The organism is Ignavibacteriales bacterium (genome assembly GCA_016709155.1).
Lineage (GTDB): Bacteria > Bacteroidota > Ignavibacteria > Ignavibacteriales > Ignavibacteriaceae > JADJEI01.
This window is the reverse complement of sequence record JADJEI010000001.1, coordinates 1-16,870: the sequence shown is the minus strand read 5'-3', so window position 1 is coordinate 16,870 and position 16,870 is coordinate 1. Positions and strand designations below refer to the sequence as shown.

The window sequence follows — 16,870 nt, the reverse complement described above, 5'->3', positions numbered from 1 at the left end:
ATCTAAACTTGCCCTAGAACCTGAACTTGAACTTGAACTCTTCTAGTGTGCATCAAGCCAATTGTCGCCGGTACCAACTTCAACTAAAATTGGAACTGCCATAGGCATAGCATTCTCCATCAAGTTTTTAACAAGAGATTTCAAATCATCCACCTCACTATTGTGCGCATCGAATAAAAGTTCATCGTGAACCTGAAGGAGCATTTTCGATTTCATTTTTTGTTTTTTAATTTCATTGTGAATATTGATCATAGCAAGTTTAATCATATCGGCGGCAGTTCCCTGAATCGGCATGTTGATTGCCACGCGTTCCTCGAATTGCCTGACGACCCGATTATTGCTGTTTATATTCCGTAGAAATCTTCTGCGACCGAGCAGAGTTTCGGCAAAACCTTTTGCACGTGCTTTCTCAACCGAATCATCCATATAATTTTTAACACGCTTAAAAGTGTTGAAGTAAGTTTCAATAATTTCTTTTGCATGCTGTTGAGTAACCCCCAGCCTTGTCTTCAATCCAAAAGGACCGATTCCGTAAAGTATTCCGAAATTTACTTCTTTAGCTTTGCGGCGCATATCGGGAGTAACATCCTGTAGCGGAACCATAAATACGAGTGCTGCTGTGCTTCGATGAATATCCTCTCCATTTTTAAAAGCATTCATCAAACCTTCATCCTTACAAATTGCGGCAAGGATTCTTAATTCAATCTGACTGTAATCGGCACTGAGTAAAGTAAAATTTTTATCCCGAGGAATAAAAGCCTTTCTAATTTCTTTGCCAAGTTCAGAACGTATTGGAATGTTTTGGAGATTCGGATCAATGCTTGAAAGCCTTCCTGTTGAGGCAACTGTCTGATTGTAGCTTGTATGTATTCTGCCGGTTTTAGGATTGATAAGATTAGGAAGTGAATCGGCGTAGGTTGATTTTAATTTTGAAACTTGCCTGTAGTTCAAAAGTACATCAATAATTTCATGTTCACCGCGAAGAAATTCTAAAGAACGAGCATCAGTTGAAAAGCCTGTTTTAGTTTTTCTTCCTTTTGCCAATTGAAGTTTGTTGAATAAAATTTCCTGTAATTGTTTCGGAGAATTGATGTTGAATTTACTGCCGCTTAACCGAAATATTTCGGCTGAGTAATTATCCATTAATATTGATAAGTCTTTACTTAATTCATTCAGAACTTTTTCATCTACTTTGATTCCATTGAATTCCATTTCTTCGAGGACGGGGACAAGAGGGAACTCAACTTGATATGCAACTTTTATCAGGTTTTCTTTTTCAAGTTCCTTCTTTAAAATATCGAATAGTCGGAATGTTACATCAGCATCTTCAGCAGAATACTCACCAAGTTTTTCAGCTTCTTCCTCAAATATTTTTGCTGGATCTTTTTTCACACCGATTAAATCGCTAAGAGGAATGGGTTGATAATCGAGATATTTTTGAGCAAGTTCATCCATTCCATGTTTTTGATCGGGATCAATTATGTAGCTTGCGAGCATTGTGTCGAAGTAAAAATTATTTACTTCAATTCCGATGCTTCGCATTACAGAAATATCATATTTACCATTCTGACAAACTTTTTTTATGTATGAATTCTCTAAAAGAGGTTTAAAGATTTTTACAAAATCTTTTATTGAAAGTCGTTCATCATTTATGGGATTGAATAAATCACTTCCACCTTCGAAAGGATTGACAGCGATAAAATATCCTTCACCGGGTTTGGTGGAAAAAGAAACTCCTGCCAGTTTTAATTGAAATGGATCTAATCCGTCCGTCTCAGTATCGAAAACAAAAAGTTCAGTTGAGTTTAATTTAAAGAAAAGATTTTTTGCTTCATTGATTGAAGTGATGAGTTGATATTTAGTTTTGTCACGATTGATTGTTTTAAGATCAGGCGAGATAGTTTCAATCGGTTTTTCATTTTCTTTTGAAGCATCATAAAGTTTAAGTAACCTGTTGTAAAGATTCTTAAATTCGAGGTCAACAAAAATTTCGCGAAGCTTGTCGAAGTCGGGGTTTTCAAATTTAGCTTTTTCAAAATCAATTTCAATCGGAACCTGACAATGAATCGTTGCAAGGTCTTTTGAAAGGAAGGCATTTTCTTTTCCTTCGATAAGTTTTTTCTTAATGGCAGGCTTTTCAATTTCTTCAATGTGCTGATAAATATTTTCAATCGTGCCGAACTTTTGAATGAGGGGAGTGGCAGATTTTTCACCGATACCTTTTACTCCGGGAATATCATCGGATGTGTCGCCAATAAGTGCGAGGTAATCTATCATAAGTGCCGGTTCGAAACCATACAGGTCTATTACTTTTTGTTTATCAAGAATAATATTTTCTTCGGAAGACTTTCCCGGTTTGACAATTTTAACTTTGTCGGTTACAAGCTGCACATAATCTTTATCGGGAGTTACTGCAAAAGATTCTAAACCATGTTCTTCGGCTTTGCGAACTGCTGTGCCGACAATATCATCTGCTTCGTAACGGGGGAGTATGTAAAGCGGAATATTCATGGCTTCGATGATTGATTTGATTCTTCCGAATTGCGGAATTAAGTCATCGGGCATTGCCTGCCGGGACGATTTATAGTTTTCATATTTCTCGTGCCGAAAAGTTTTTTCTTTTGAATCGAATGCTATCGAAATGTAGTCGGGCTTAAAATCTTCAAGTACTTTTAATATTTGAGTGATGAATCCGAACGTAGCAGAAGTTGGTTCACCTTTTGAAGAAAGCAGTGGATTACGAATGAACGCAAAGTAAGCTTTGTAAGCAAGCGCCATCGCATCTATTATTACAAACTTTTTAGACATTGGTGAGTCCCTGATTATTTATAAATAAAATATTGAAAATAATTCTTCAGCTTTTAAGCTTGAACCTGAACCTGAACTTAATCTGATTTCTTTCTGTAGTAAAAATAAAACGGAACACCTGAAAAAATTAATATTAATCCCATTGCAGCGTTCTCTGTATCTGAGATTAGACTATTTAGAAGAAAGACAAAAGCGAATATGACGAATAGAAAAGTTGTGTAAGGATATCCCCAAACTTTGTACGGACGATTTGCATCCGGCATTTTTTTACGAAGAACGATCACACCGTAAGCGCCAAGCATATAAAACAACCATGTTGCAAAAATCACATAATCAGAAATAGTATCGAATGAACCGGAGAGCACTAACACAGCCGACCAGATTCCTGCACGACAAGTGAAACGTGGGGGTAGCATATTTAGGATGAATGTCGCCGAGTCTTTTGAAAAATAATTTTTCTCTCGCCATAGCAAAAGGTACACGCGCTGAAGCAAGTAAGCTTCCATTCAGTGCGCCGAACGTTGATATGATAACCGCAATTGAAATTATCGCACCTCCGGCTGAACCAAAAAGTTTTTCTATAGCACTTGCTGCAACGAGGGGGGAATTACTCATTTCATCTATCGGAAGAATGTACAGATAGGCTGCATTGATCAGAACGTAAGTGAACATTACAATCAAAGTTCCGGTCAGTAATGCTTTGGGTACGTTTATTTGCGGATTTTTTATTTCACCTGAAATGAATGTAACATTATTCCAGCCGTCGTAAGCCCAGAACGCGCCAGAGAGTGCGAGTCCGATCATGATGAAAATGTTTTGCCCGTTGTTCGAGAGTTGAGAATCAGTAACAAGATTTGCAAGATTGCCCGAGCCAAATATGAGGAGCAGTAATGCAAGTGCAACGATAGAAATGATTTTAATATAAGTGACTACGGTTTGAACCACTCCGCCGAACATCACTCCGATGTAATTTACAATTGTTAAAAATATTATACTTAGTATTGCAACGAACTTTGGTCCTATATCATTGAAGGGAAAAATATTTCCGACAAAAGGCATAAAGTGAAGGGTAGTGGATAAAATAACCGACATACTCGCCAAACACATAAGCGATAGCTGCCTGACTGCCGGATTGGATGACGGCAATGACAGACCAGCCGTAAAGAAAAGAAAAAAACTTTCCGTACATTTTTTGGAAGTAAACATACTGCCCGCCTGTAGCATCTATCATCCCTGCGACTTCGGCGTTTGAGAGTGCGCCCATAAAAGTTATTAACCCTGCGGCGACCCAAACGAGAAGCAGCAGTTCCGGCGAAAGAAGTTGACCAGCCATAGTTGCCGGCTTGCGGAAAATTCCCGAACCAATCATTGAACCGGCAACAACCATAATTGCGGCAGTGAGTGATAGTGTTCGCTTCAAATTTGTATTTGGCATTATTCTTTTCTTTTTATTATGAAAAAAATTCTTGGGGGTTAAGATAATAGATTTATTTAAATAGTACGGAGGGTTTAATTGCTGAATTGTTTAATTGTTGAATTGCTGAATTATTTAATTATCAAAAGTGTAAGTGGGCATCATAATTAATTTAATGACAGCGGGCAGATAAAAATTTTAATTAGAAGAAAGCCATTTTAAGTTAGTGGGACATTGATTTACATACAATGGAGAGTAAATTACTGTGAAGGTCATCAGGGATACGTTTTGTTACGATCGCCATAATAAAAGCATATTAATAGAATACTTAAACGAATCGAGAAAGCAATATATACGAGAGAAGGATATATTAGCAGCGTATTTTTAGCGTATGATTAGCGTAAGAATAGCGTATGATTAAGCCATTTACAACGGAAATAGAGACGGAGATGGGCGAGACAACTGAGAAATGAAGAATTTACAATTAACAATAAACAATTAACAATTAGGAATATAGAATTCAGAATGTACAATGAAGAATTTACAATTAACAATGTACAATGTACAATTAAGTGCAGGGATTTATTGGTGTTGATGGCAGTGAGGGGGATTTATTAATAGTAAGGAGATCAGCTGAATGAGGTAAATTGATTAGACTTTGATTAGACTATAGATCGTCCGATTAGTCTTTTGTTTATCTGAAGATCATTAGGGAAAATTGTTAGAGTTAATCAATACTTTTTTTTAATTTGTAATGAAATTTTTGAATACAATGTGCATTGTTAATTATACATTGTCAATTTTAAGAAATTACTCTCCCTTCCATAATTTGGTGGTGTTGAGTTGGTTGTGAATAATAATTTTTCATCAAACTTATCCGAAACTTATGCAATTAGATAGGCGTATAGAGGAAACAAAGTTATCAAAAATTTTTGGGTTCAATAAATTTTTTATGATCAGTGGAATACAATTCAAAAAATCTTTAACGGTGAAAGAATATTGTTAATCGAGAAAACTGGTTTTGGGAAATCTCTCTGCTATCAGTACCGGGCAACTCAATTCAAAGGTACAACAATTATTTTCTCACCTCTTATTGCATTAATGAGGATCAAGTTAAATTCATTGAATCCAAAATATTCCCACAGCTTCAATTAATAGCAACCAAACCGATGATGAAAAATGATGAGATTATAAGAAATGCTATTACTGGTAAATACAAGATTCTTTTCATTGCTCCAGAAAGACAGGAAAACCAACAATGGATTGAAGCAGCAACAAAGATTAATATTTCAATGGTTGTGATAGATGAAGCTCATTGCATTAGCGTTTGGGGACATGATTTTAGGCCTGCTTACCGAAGAATAATTAACCTTGTTACTTTACTTCCTAAAATTTTCCTGTTCTAGCTACTACTGCGACCGCAACACCGAGAGTTGAAGAAGATATAAAAAATCAGATTGGAAAAAATATAACATCTATCAGGGGAAATTTATTAAGGAATAATTTTAATTTGAGAGTTGTTAAAGTTAATTCCGAAGATGAAAAGATGATTTGGCTTGGAGAAAACATCTCTAATCTACCAGGTACGGGAATAATTTATACCGGTACAAAAGTTAGCACTGAACAATATTCAAGATGGTTTGAATATTTACAGATTAAATCCATTAATTATAATTCCGGTTTGGACGGAGAGAGTCGGAAGGAAATTGAAACTGGTTTAATGCATAATGATTACAAGTGCGTTGTTTCTACGAATGCATTGGGAATGGGTATTGACAAACCTGATTTACGTTTTATTGTGCACACACAAATGCCTCAATCACCAATTCATTATTATCAGGAAATTGGTAGAGCGGGAAGAGACGGTGAACCTGCCTGGGTCATTTTATTTTTTAATCGCAAAGATGATTTAGATTTGCTAAACTCTTTCATTGATGGAGCAAAACCCTCTTTAGATAAATATGATAAAATAATAAACATTGTTAAGGCACAAAGACTTGGATTGCATGCCATTATAGAAAGCGCAAATATGAAGCAAACTCAAGTCAAAGTAATTCTATCAGATTTGCGGGATCAAGGAATTATTAATGAGTTTTGGCAGGTAGGAGTAAAAAGTATGAATATAAATTCAATGCTCCGGCACTCAATACAAAATATTTCGAAGAACTAAGAAAATTCAAGCAAAAGGAACTCCAGGATATTGTTGATTATACAGAGCTTAAAACCTGTAGAATGAATTTTCTTTGTGATTATTTGGGGGATCGTTCCAGTAAAAGTTGTGGTAAATGTGATAATGACTTGGGTAAAAAAATTAAAATATCAGAAAATGATGTGTTGAAAAAGAAACTAACTGATTTTTATGAAACTTTTTCCCAATTTTGGAAGTTGAGAACAGAACTAATAAATTAATTAACGGTGTAGCCGCATCATATTATGGAGTATCAAATGTTGGAAAGGTTATTCACCGTTGTAAATATGAAGGTGGGGGGCGATTATCCGGATTATTTATTGAAACTATGTTTAAAAGCATTTCGTAAATACTTAAGTGATACGAAATTTGATTTATGTTTATTTGTCCCGCCGACTGAATCAGGAAATCTTGTTAGAAATTTTGCTAAGAAAATAGCTGATACCTTAAAACTAACTTTCTCTGAAGGTTTGATAAAAACAAGGACTACTAAAGCACAAAAAATATTTCAGACGGGGTTACTTAAAAAAGATAATGTTGCCGGAGTTTTTTCGGTTAGTAATCCGGGCATAATTTCCGGTAGAAACATCTTGTTAATAGATGATATTTTTGATAGTGGTGCAACAATTAAAGAAATTGGAAAATATTTATCAGAAAACGGTGCAAATAAAATAGCACCATTAGTAATTGCCAAAACAGTTGGTGGAGATATATGAGTGACTTTTTAGAACAAACATATTGGATTACACTTGCCCATCTTCCAAGATGGGGAGCGGAAAAAATTAATAAACTGATTATAAAAATTAATTTGAAGAATATTGATCTTGAAAAATTCTTTGATCTTGATGAAACTAAATGGAAAACTGACTTTGAACTCAGCTCAAGCGATACCCATGATTTGAATGAAGCCAAAAGAATCTCGCAAGTAATTCCTTTTTAGCTGAGAGTTTATTATCACAGGGATTTGAAGTCATTCCTATTACTTCTAAAAATTATCCAAAGATTTTAAAGGCAAACCTTAAAACTAAATTTTCACCTCCCGTTATTTACACTAAGGGCAATATACAGATATTTGAAGAAAATTCAATAGCGATTGTCGGATCGTGAGATGCTAGTGAGATATCATTGAAATTCACTGATAATATTGCCAGACTTGCTTCGAAGGACTTCAAGGTTGTTGTAAGTGGATTTGCAAAAGGAGTTGATCAGCAAGCCTTGGACAGCGCTATAAAGTATGTTGGTAGAAGTATAATAGTACTTCCGCAAGGAATACTAACTTTTACTTCGGGTATGAATAAATATTATAAACAAATTGTTGAAGGAAATGTAGTAGTACTCAGCACTTTCCATCCGAATTCTGTTTGGAGTACAGGGCTCGCAATGGCAAGAAACCCCATCATATATGGACTTGCAAAAGATATTTATGTTGCCCAATCAAGTAACAAAGGGGGGACCTGGGAAGGAGTTAGAAAAGGTTTAAAGATGGGTAGAGTTATTTATGTCCGACAACCTAACTCTGACGAGAATAACTCTAATTTTGAATTGATAAAATTAGGCGCTATCCCAGTAGATTTTGATGGAAGACAATTAGAATCATATAGTTCGGAAATTTCAAAAGTACAACTTGTTATGGAATCTCTTGAAAAGGAGGTACCTCCGGGATTAAAAGAAATATTAGAATTATTAAAGAACGCTAAAGGGGCTCTCTCAGCAAAAGAAATTTCAAATAGTTTGAGTAATAAGATTAATTCTAAAAAAATATCAAGTCTATTAAATAATGAAGAAGGTGTCAGCAAGGTAAAAGGTAAACCTATCAGGTATCATATTCCTAAAGATCACGAGTCATTGTTTTGTGGAATAGAAGACGAAAAAATTCCAGTAATGAAATTAACTAATACAACAGATGAAGTAATTAATAATGCTGAAATAGAAGTCTTAAAAATTGACTTTGATAATTTTTCAAATTGGGAATTTAGATATAGAGGTGAAAGGCTACTAGCGCAGATTGTAGATATCAATTTTATTCAAAAGGTTAATAACACAATATATGGATTTGCTAAAGGTGATAAGCTCGTAGCAGATATTAAACGAGTTAAAAATTCGTCTGCAATAGAAATAACTAACATTGTTGATTTAAAACTTAAGTATAAAGAATAAACAATCTCTATGTTATCAGAGGAGTACATACGCAACCTTTCTACCGGACTTAGCATTTCAATCAGAGGTGAGGATTTGAGGTGCTGCAATAATGAGAAAGTTTGATATAAGCAGACCAGATAGTAAATCTTATAAAACAAAAACATAATCCAGTAATGATTAACTATGAAAAAAGTAATTGACAAAATTAAACCTCCTCACAAATGGAAAATCCCCGTATTGTTCAGTCTTGGCATTTTAACAGGATTGTTTTTTTTTGTATTGCATATAGTCAGGGCAACTTCATATTTATCTGATAAGCCGGAGGCTTGTGTAAACTGCCATGTGATGACACCGCAGTATGTTACATGGGAGAGAAGCAACCACGGCAGATTTACTGTCTGCAACGATTGTCATGTTCCGCAGGATAACATTCTTAAAAATATTTCTTTAAAGCCTCTGATGGACTTAGGCATTCATTTATGTTTACGTTCAGACTTGAGCCGCAGGTAATACAAATTAAGCAAGCAGGAAAAGAAGCAGTTCAGCAAAATTGTATTCGCTGTCATTCTGAAATGATCCATCCGATTTCGGTAAGAGCAATCAGCAATCAGAAAATACAGGAGGATGGCGATGGATATTGCTGGGATTGCCATCGCGATATTCCGCATGGAAGAGTTAACAGTTTATCATCAACCCCGTATGCAAGAGTTCCTGCATTAACTTCTCCTGTGCCGGAGTGGATAGAGAAAGAATTGAAATAAAAAAGAATTAATTATTAATAAATCATTCGGGATAAAGTTATGAAACCAATTAGTGAATTAGTAAAAAACAAACCATGGCTAGGCTGGATATTGTTCTTTGTAACGGCAGTTGTAGTTTTTTTAATTGGATTATTCGCTTCATCAATTTTGGAAAGAAGGAGTGAATCCGCAGTTTTGCAAATGGTTAAACCCATAAATGATTGGGAACCAAGGAATGAAGTATGGGGAGAAAATTATCCTCGCGAGTTTGAATCATATCTTAAAACTTTGAAGACTGATTATGCAAGCAAACATGGAGGCTCAGTTAAAATAGATTATCTTGAAAAATACACCGAGCTTGTTGTGATGTGGGCGGGTTATGCTTTTTCAAAAGAGGATAATCAGGGTAGGGGACATGGTCATGCAATAGAAGATATTCGAAATATTTTACGAACGGGAGATAACGAAAATAGTCCGATGCCGGCAACTTGCTGGACTTGCAAAAGCACAGATGTTCCGCGGGTTATGCATGAGATAGGAGCTTCAAATTTTTATAAGAAAAAATGGATTGATTTAGGTTCAGAAATAGTTAACCCGATTGGTTGTCAGGATTGCCATGATCCCAAAACTATGAACTTAAGAATTACTCGTCCAGCACTAATTGAAGCTTATCAGAGACAGGGAAAAGATATGAGTAGTTTTAGCAGACAGGAAATGCGTTCATTAGTTTGTGCACAATGCCACGTTGAATATTACTTTAAGGGAAAAGAAGAAAAGTATTTGACTTTCCCGTGGGATAAAGGATTCAGTGCAGATGATATGGAAGAATACTTTGATGAAATTGAATTTTCTGACTGGACACATGCACTTAGCAGAGCCCCAATGTTAAAAGCGCAGCATCCTGATTTTGAATTATTTATGACTGGTATTCACGCAGTGCGCGGTGTTTCCTGTTCGGATTGTCATATGCCATACAAAAGTGAAGGCGGGGTTAAGTTTACAGACCATCACATACAATCACCTTTGAACAATGTTGCAAGAACCTGCCAGGTTTGTCATCGAGAAGATACTGATAGACTTATGCAGGATGTTTATGACAGGCAGGATAGAATAGAAGAGATAAGAAGAATAGCTGAGAAAACATTAGCAGCCGCACACATTGAAGCCAAAGTTGCGTCAGGATAATGGTGCAACTGAAGAACAGATGAAACCAATACTCAAACTTATTCGTCATGCACAATGGAGATGGGATTGGGTTGCTGCCGCCAATGCTTTAGGATTCCATGCACCGGTTGAAGAATTAAGAGTTCTTGGTACATCAATTCAAAAAGGTGAGCAGGCGAGAAGGGAAATTGCCATATTATTTTCCAGGCAGGGATGGAAATATCCGATTGATATGCCCGATATATCTACAAAAGAAAAAGCACAAGAATATATTGGGCTTGATATTCAAAAACTTGAAAAGGCTAAACAAGAATTTCTAAATACGACCGTTGTTAAATGGGATAAAATAGCTAAACAGCGGCAGGGATTTTTATATGAGTATAAATTAAAAGAGTAATTGCTCATTAAACTTTATGCAGCCTTGAGCGAAGATGAAGGTTCTCTTGTTCAACTTAAAACAATGTACAATGTGGAGTTTAGAATGAATAATGTGCAATGTAGAATTTACAATTTACAATTAAGCGCAGGGATTTATTGGTATAGATTGCAGGAAGGGGGTTTTATTAATACCAAGAAGATGAGCTTAATGAGGTAAATTGATTAGACTTTGATTACAGTGTAGATCGTCGCTAATAGTCTTTTGTTTATGAGAAGATCATTAGGGAAAATTGTTAGAGTTAATGAATACTTTTTTTTAATTTATGATGTGATTTTTGAATATCATTGTCTTTATAAATAAGCACTGTAGATTGTAACAGGATTACACTCCCCTCAAACTTGTTTCTTTATTGGGGGTGCTGAGTTGGTTGTAAATGGAACATTTTCATTATTAAATATTAAACTCTATGCCTAAAATTTTTGACAACATCGAAAACTATCTCACCAAAGGTTTATCCGATTTCCTTGAAGTTTCACACCGATCTGATTTTTGTAGGTTATTTTAATCTTCGTGGTTGGAAAGAAGTAGCGAACAAAATTGATTCTTTTACAGGTGTGGATGACAACAAATGCCGCCTATTGGTTGGGATGCATAAACACCCAGAAGAATTTTTGAGAGAATATTTTTCTTCTGAAGGTTCAAATGAGATCGATAATCAAAAAGCTAACAATCTTAGAAAAGACCTTGCTAAAAAATTCCGTGAACAATTAACAATTGGTGTTCCTTCAGAAGAAGATGAACTCGGCCTTCGTAAATTATCGACCCAAATAAAACAAAGCAAAGTAGTTGTAAAATTATTTCTTAAACATACTCTTCACGCAAAATTGTATCTCACATTCCGGAATGACAAGATAAATCCGGTTATTGGTTTTGTTGGTAGTAGCAATCTTACTTTGGCAGGTTTAGCAAAACAAGGTGAATTAAATGTTGATGTACTCGAACAGGATGCTGCCATCAAATTATCAAAATGGTTTGAAGATAGATGGAATGACAGATGGTGTATAGATATTTCGAAAGAACTTGCTGAGATAATTGACACATCCTGGGCATCCGAACAACCATATTTACCTTATCATATTTATCTTAAAATAGCTTATCATCTTTCTCGCGAAGCAAGATCAGGTTTATCAGAATTTCAAATTCCTAAAGTTTTCAAAAATGAATTACTCGAATTTCAACAGAAAGCTGTGTTGATTGCAGCACATCATCTTAATAAAAGAGATGGCGTTATAATTGGGGATGTTGTTGGTCTTGGTAAAACAATAACTGCTTGTGCACTCGCAAAAATATTTGAAGACGATTTTTATCTTGAAACACTAATTATATGTCCTAAAAACATTACTGAAATGTGGGAGAAGTACGTTCATAAATATCAACTCCGCGCAAAAGTAATGTCTATTTCTGTCGCCCAAACTGAACTTCAAAAACTTAGACGATATAGAATTATAATAATTGATGAGAGCCATAATCTTCGTAATCGCGAAGGTAAAAGATACAGAGCTATAAAAGAATATATTGGTCTTAATGCAAGCAAAGTTATTCTATTATCCGCAACACCATATAATAAATCTTACTCAGATTTATCAAATCAATTACGTCTATTTATAGATGATGATGCAGACTTAGGGCAATCACCAGAAAATTTTATACGTGAGATTGGTGGCAAAGTAGAATTTGTTGCAAAGTATCAATACTCAGAACGTACATTATTAGCTTTTGAGAAAAGTGATTATTCTGATGATTGGCGTGAATTAATGCGTCTCTATTTAGTCCGCAGAACACGTAGCTTCATTAAAGAGAACTATTCAATTGATGATCCAGTAAAAAACGTAAGTACTTATTGTTTAGTGATGGTCGTCGTTCTTATTTTCCGGATCGTATCCCTAAAAAAGTAGAATATGATTTTAATCCCAATGACCCTAATGATCAATATGCAAAACTTTATACAACGTCGGTTGTTTCGGCACTAAATCAATTAAATCTTCCACGCTATGGATTAGGCAATTACATCAAAGAAACTACTCCAACAAAACCAAGTAAAGATGAAGATACAACAATTATAAATTTATCTCGTGCAGGTAAACGACTTATGGGTTTCGCACGTACTAATTTATTCAAACGTCTTGAAAGCAGTGGGTATTCATTTCTCTTATCTCTTAGTCGTCATATTCTAAGAAATAACATCTATCAATATGCGCTTAAAAATAATTTACCAATTCCAATTGGCGGGCAGGAAGCAAATTTGCTTGATGAATTTCTTGATGATAAAGACTATGATAATGCAAATCAAAACAACAACAATATTCTGTTTGAAGAAAAAGCATATTACGATCTTGCTAAAGAAGTTTACATTTTATTTTCTGGCTCACAGAAAAGCAAATTTGATTGGTTACCTGCAAACTTCTTCAGACCAGAACTTGAACTCGATCTTTCAAATGACAGTTTAAAACTCTTATCAATTTTGCAACTTGGCAAAGATTGGGATCCAAAACAAGATCGCCAATTAAACGCTCTTTATGATGTCTGTACTAAAAAACATAAAAAAGATAAAATTCTAATCTTCACTCAGTATGCAGATACAGCAAATTATCTTTTTAATGAAATGAAATCGCGTGGTGTTGATAGTCTTGAATGTGTTACAGGTGATGCTGAAGATCCAACTTCTTTTGCAAATCGTTTTAGTCCTGTAAGTAATGAATTTCCAGCACTAAAAGGTACAAACAAAGAAATTCGAGTTCTTATTACTACTGATGTTCTTAGTGAAGGGCAAAATTTACAAGATGGTCATATCATTCTTAATTATGATCTGCCCTGGGCTATCATTCGTTTAATTCAGCGTGCAGGTCGTGTTGATAGAATTGGGCAGGAATCGGATAAAATTCTTTGTTACTCTTTCCTACCCGAAGATGGTATTGAAAAAATCATCAACCTACGACGCAGACTTACACAGCGTATTCAGGAAAATGCTGAGGTTGTTGGTTCTGATGAAACTTTCTTTGAAGGTGATCCGATAAACATTTCAGATTTGTATAATGAGAAATCCGGTATCCTTGATAATGAAGATGATTCTGAAGTTGATCTTGCTTCTTACGCATTTCAGATATGGAAAAATGCACTTGATAAAAATCCTGAACTAGAAAAAATAATCCCTTCGCTACCTAATGTCATTTATGCAACTAAAAAAGAATCAAAGAAAAAAGATAACTCTGAAGGTGTAATTGTTTATTCTAAAACGTGGGAAGATAATGACGTACTAATAATGGTTGATGATAAAGGCGAACTCATTACCCAATCACAATATACTATTCTTAAAAAAGCAGCTTGCGAAGAATCCGAAACTGCTTTGCAAAAATTAACTAATCATCATAAACTGGTTGCATCTGGACTTGAATATATCAAAGTTTCTGAAAAACTTATTGGTGGTCAGCTTGGTAAAAAAACTGGTGCTCGGTTTCGTGTGTACGCTCGGCTTAATCGTTATTATGAAGAAAATAAAAATACCCTTTTTGCTGATGATTCATTAAAAAGAACAATCGATGATATTTATCGTTATGCCCTTAAAGAATTTGCTAAAGAAACATTTAATCGTCAATTAAAAGCAGGCATTGATGATGAACAACTTGCTAAGCTTGCTATCTCACTTCGTGAAGATGATAAACTTTGTTTTATAAATGAAGATGAAATAAAAAATAAAGACCCTCAAATTATTTGTTCAATGGGATTAAAATATGACTCTTAATAAATCTGATTCACTCAACTAATCAAATCAGCATCATTCAAAGAACTTTTTAATTAACTTGGTTGGGAGAACCTTTCACTGACTGTTCCTATCTCAATTGATGATGAAAAATTTAATCTTAATGCAGTTGCTGAAAAAGAGGTTTTGTTATTTTCGTTTGTTCACCGGATGCAACTGGTAAAATTCCATTATCAAGTATCCGTAAAAAAATTGATCAGCGCATCACAAAACTTTATTATGAACATTTGATCATATACACGGATAAAGAAAACTTTCAACAAATTTGGCAGCTTGTACTTCGTGAATCTGATAAACCAATAGTTGTTAGAGAAACACCTTATTTCCAATCCCAATCCCCCGAACTTTTATTTCAAAAACTTAGTGGTCTACTATTTAATCTTGATGAAGAAGATAAAGTTACAATTGCCGATGTACGTTCAAATGTACGTGAACAGTTTAACACAAATGCTGAAAAAGTAACAAAGAAATTTTATGTTGAATTTAAAGCACAACATACAGCCTTCTTAAAATTTATTGATGGTATTGAAGATAAAGTAAACAAAGATTGGTATGCATCGCTTATGCTAAACCGTTTAATGTTTATTTATTTTATTCAGAAAAAGGATTTCTTGATAACAATATCAATTATTTAAGTGATAAACTTAAAGATGTTCAAAAACGAAAAGGCAAAGACAAATTCTTTTCATTCTATCGTAACTTTTTACTCGTTCTTTTACACCAGGGATTAGGTTCGCCAGAACGAACCGAAAGACTTCCTAAAGAAATTGGTAAAGTGCCTTATCTCAATGGTGGATTATTCGATGTTCACCAGATCGAAAAGAATTATAAAAAAATAGAAATTGAAGACAAAGCCTTTGATAAAATCTTTAAGTTCTTTGATGAATATAATTGGCATCTTGATACAAAAATTACTGCAACAGGTAAAGATATAAATCCTGATGTAATCGGCTACATCTTTGAGAAGTACATTAACGACCGTGCCACTATGGGTGCATATTACACCAAAGAAGATATAACTGAATACATAGCAAAGAATACTGTCATTCCTTATCTATTCGACCAGATTAAAAAAGATTGTGCAAACGCTTTCAAAGATGAGAGCAGTTTATGGAAAATGCTTCGTGATAATCCCGACCGCTACATTTACGATTCTGTAAAACACGGTATATACGATAATGTCATTGCGAGCGGAGCGAAGCAATCTGAATTAAAAATTCGCGAACTACCCAAAGAAATACAAATCGGTCTTGATACTACTAAACCAAATTTGTTAGAACGCCGTAAAGATTGGAACAAAGCCGCACCACCAGAATTTGCATTACCGACTGAAATCTGGCGTGAAGTTGTGGAAAGAAGAAACCGATACTTTGATGTTAAAACAAAAATTGAAAATGGTGAAATAAAAGAGATAAACAATTTTATCACTTACAATCTAAACATACGCCAGTTTGCTCAAGATGCAGTTCAGCAATACGAAGGCTCTGATTTTATAAATGCATTCTATAAGGCAATCACAAAAATTACTGTACTTGATCCCACCTGCGGTTCAGGTGCATTTTTGTTTGCAGCTCTTAACATTCTTGAACCACTTTACTATGGCTGTATTGAACGTATGAAAGGATTTATTGAAGAAGATGATAAACAAAATGGCAAGAAATTTTCGCAATTTAGAAAAGTACTTGAAGAAATAACAAAGCATCCTAACCAACAATACTATATCTACAAATCCATAATACTTAATAACCTTTATGGTGTGGATATAATGAACGAAGCTGTTGAAATCGCAAAACTTCGTCTTTTCTTAAAGCTTGTCGCCGAAGTTGAAGACTTTGAACATCTTGAACCATTGCCTGATATTGATTTTAATGTGCGTTGTGGTAATACATTAATTGGTTATGCAACCAAGCAAGAACTTGATAAGGGACTAACCTGGAGTTTAAATGTTGGTGTAGATACAAAAAAATTTATGATGAATTAGATGTTGTTTCAAAAGCATTTAAAAGATATAAAGAAATACAATTAGAAGATGAATCTAAACATACAGTGTTTAAAAATCTAAAGACGAATTTAATGAAAGATTAAAAAACTAAACGATCACTTAATGATTACCTTGGAAATGATTATGAAAAAAAGTAGAAAGAAGAAAAAGAATTTGATGATTGGTTAAAATCTCACCAGCCATTCCATTGGTTTGCTGAGTTTTATGAAATAATTGAAG

The 16,870-nt window shown here is 34.5% G+C and carries 6 protein-coding genes and 5 pseudogenes; 7 read left to right on the top strand and 4 right to left on the bottom strand.

Annotation, left to right across the window (positions count from 1 at the left end):
• Positions 1 to 42: 42 nt before the first annotated feature.
• The 4 genes from polA to IPH11_00040 form a co-directional block, all read right to left on the bottom strand.
• On the bottom strand, positions 43 to 2,808 hold the full coding sequence (polA, locus tag IPH11_00055; protein MBK6912140.1) for a DNA polymerase I: 2,766 nt from the start codon (positions 2,806 to 2,808) through the stop codon (positions 43 to 45).
• A 77-nt stretch (positions 2,809 to 2,885) separates the two neighbouring features.
• On the bottom strand, positions 2,886 to 3,179 hold the full coding sequence (locus IPH11_00050; GenBank protein MBK6912139.1) for a hypothetical protein: 294 nt from the start codon (positions 3,177 to 3,179) through the stop codon (positions 2,886 to 2,888).
• Positions 3,142 to 3,900 carry an amino acid permease gene (locus IPH11_00045; protein MBK6912138.1) on the bottom strand — a complete coding sequence of 253 codons (759 nt, stop codon included), beginning with the start codon at positions 3,898 to 3,900 and terminating at the stop codon, positions 3,142 to 3,144. Before IPH11_00045 ends, IPH11_00050 begins: the two co-directional genes overlap by 38 nt.
• On the bottom strand, positions 3,833 to 4,243 hold the full coding sequence (locus IPH11_00040) for an amino acid permease (GenBank protein ID MBK6912137.1): 411 nt from the start codon (positions 4,241 to 4,243) through the stop codon (positions 3,833 to 3,835). The genes IPH11_00045 and IPH11_00040 overlap by 68 nt, the downstream gene beginning before the upstream one ends.
• Positions 4,244 to 5,108: 865 nt before the next feature.
• Between IPH11_00040 and IPH11_00035 the strand changes: the two are divergent.
• From IPH11_00035 to IPH11_00005, 7 genes and pseudogenes are all read left to right on the top strand, one after another.
• Positions 5,109 to 7,126, top strand: a pseudogene (locus IPH11_00035) (RecQ family ATP-dependent DNA helicase).
• Positions 7,123 to 8,567: pseudogene (locus IPH11_00030) on the top strand (DNA-protecting protein DprA). The pseudogenes IPH11_00035 and IPH11_00030 overlap by 4 nt, the downstream one beginning before the upstream one ends.
• A 165-nt stretch (positions 8,568 to 8,732) precedes the next feature.
• A pseudogene (gene nrfH, locus IPH11_00025) lies at positions 8,733 to 9,310 on the top strand (cytochrome c nitrite reductase small subunit).
• Positions 9,311 to 9,349: 39 nt separating this feature from the next.
• A pseudogene (gene nrfA / locus IPH11_00020) lies at positions 9,350 to 10,850 on the top strand (ammonia-forming cytochrome c nitrite reductase).
• A gap of 448 nt (positions 10,851 to 11,298) precedes the next feature.
• Positions 11,299 to 14,631 (top strand): annotated as a pseudogene (locus IPH11_00015) (NgoFVII family restriction endonuclease).
• A 245-nt stretch (positions 14,632 to 14,876) separates the two neighbouring features.
• On the top strand, positions 14,877 to 15,284 hold the full coding sequence (locus IPH11_00010; protein MBK6912136.1) for a hypothetical protein: 408 nt from the start codon (positions 14,877 to 14,879) through the stop codon (positions 15,282 to 15,284).
• Positions 15,197 to 16,630 carry a hypothetical protein gene (locus IPH11_00005; GenBank protein MBK6912135.1) on the top strand — a complete coding sequence of 478 codons (1,434 nt, stop codon included), beginning with the start codon at positions 15,197 to 15,199 and terminating at the stop codon, positions 16,628 to 16,630. The genes IPH11_00010 and IPH11_00005 overlap by 88 nt, the downstream gene beginning before the upstream one ends.
• Positions 16,631 to 16,870: the final 240 nt, after the last annotated feature.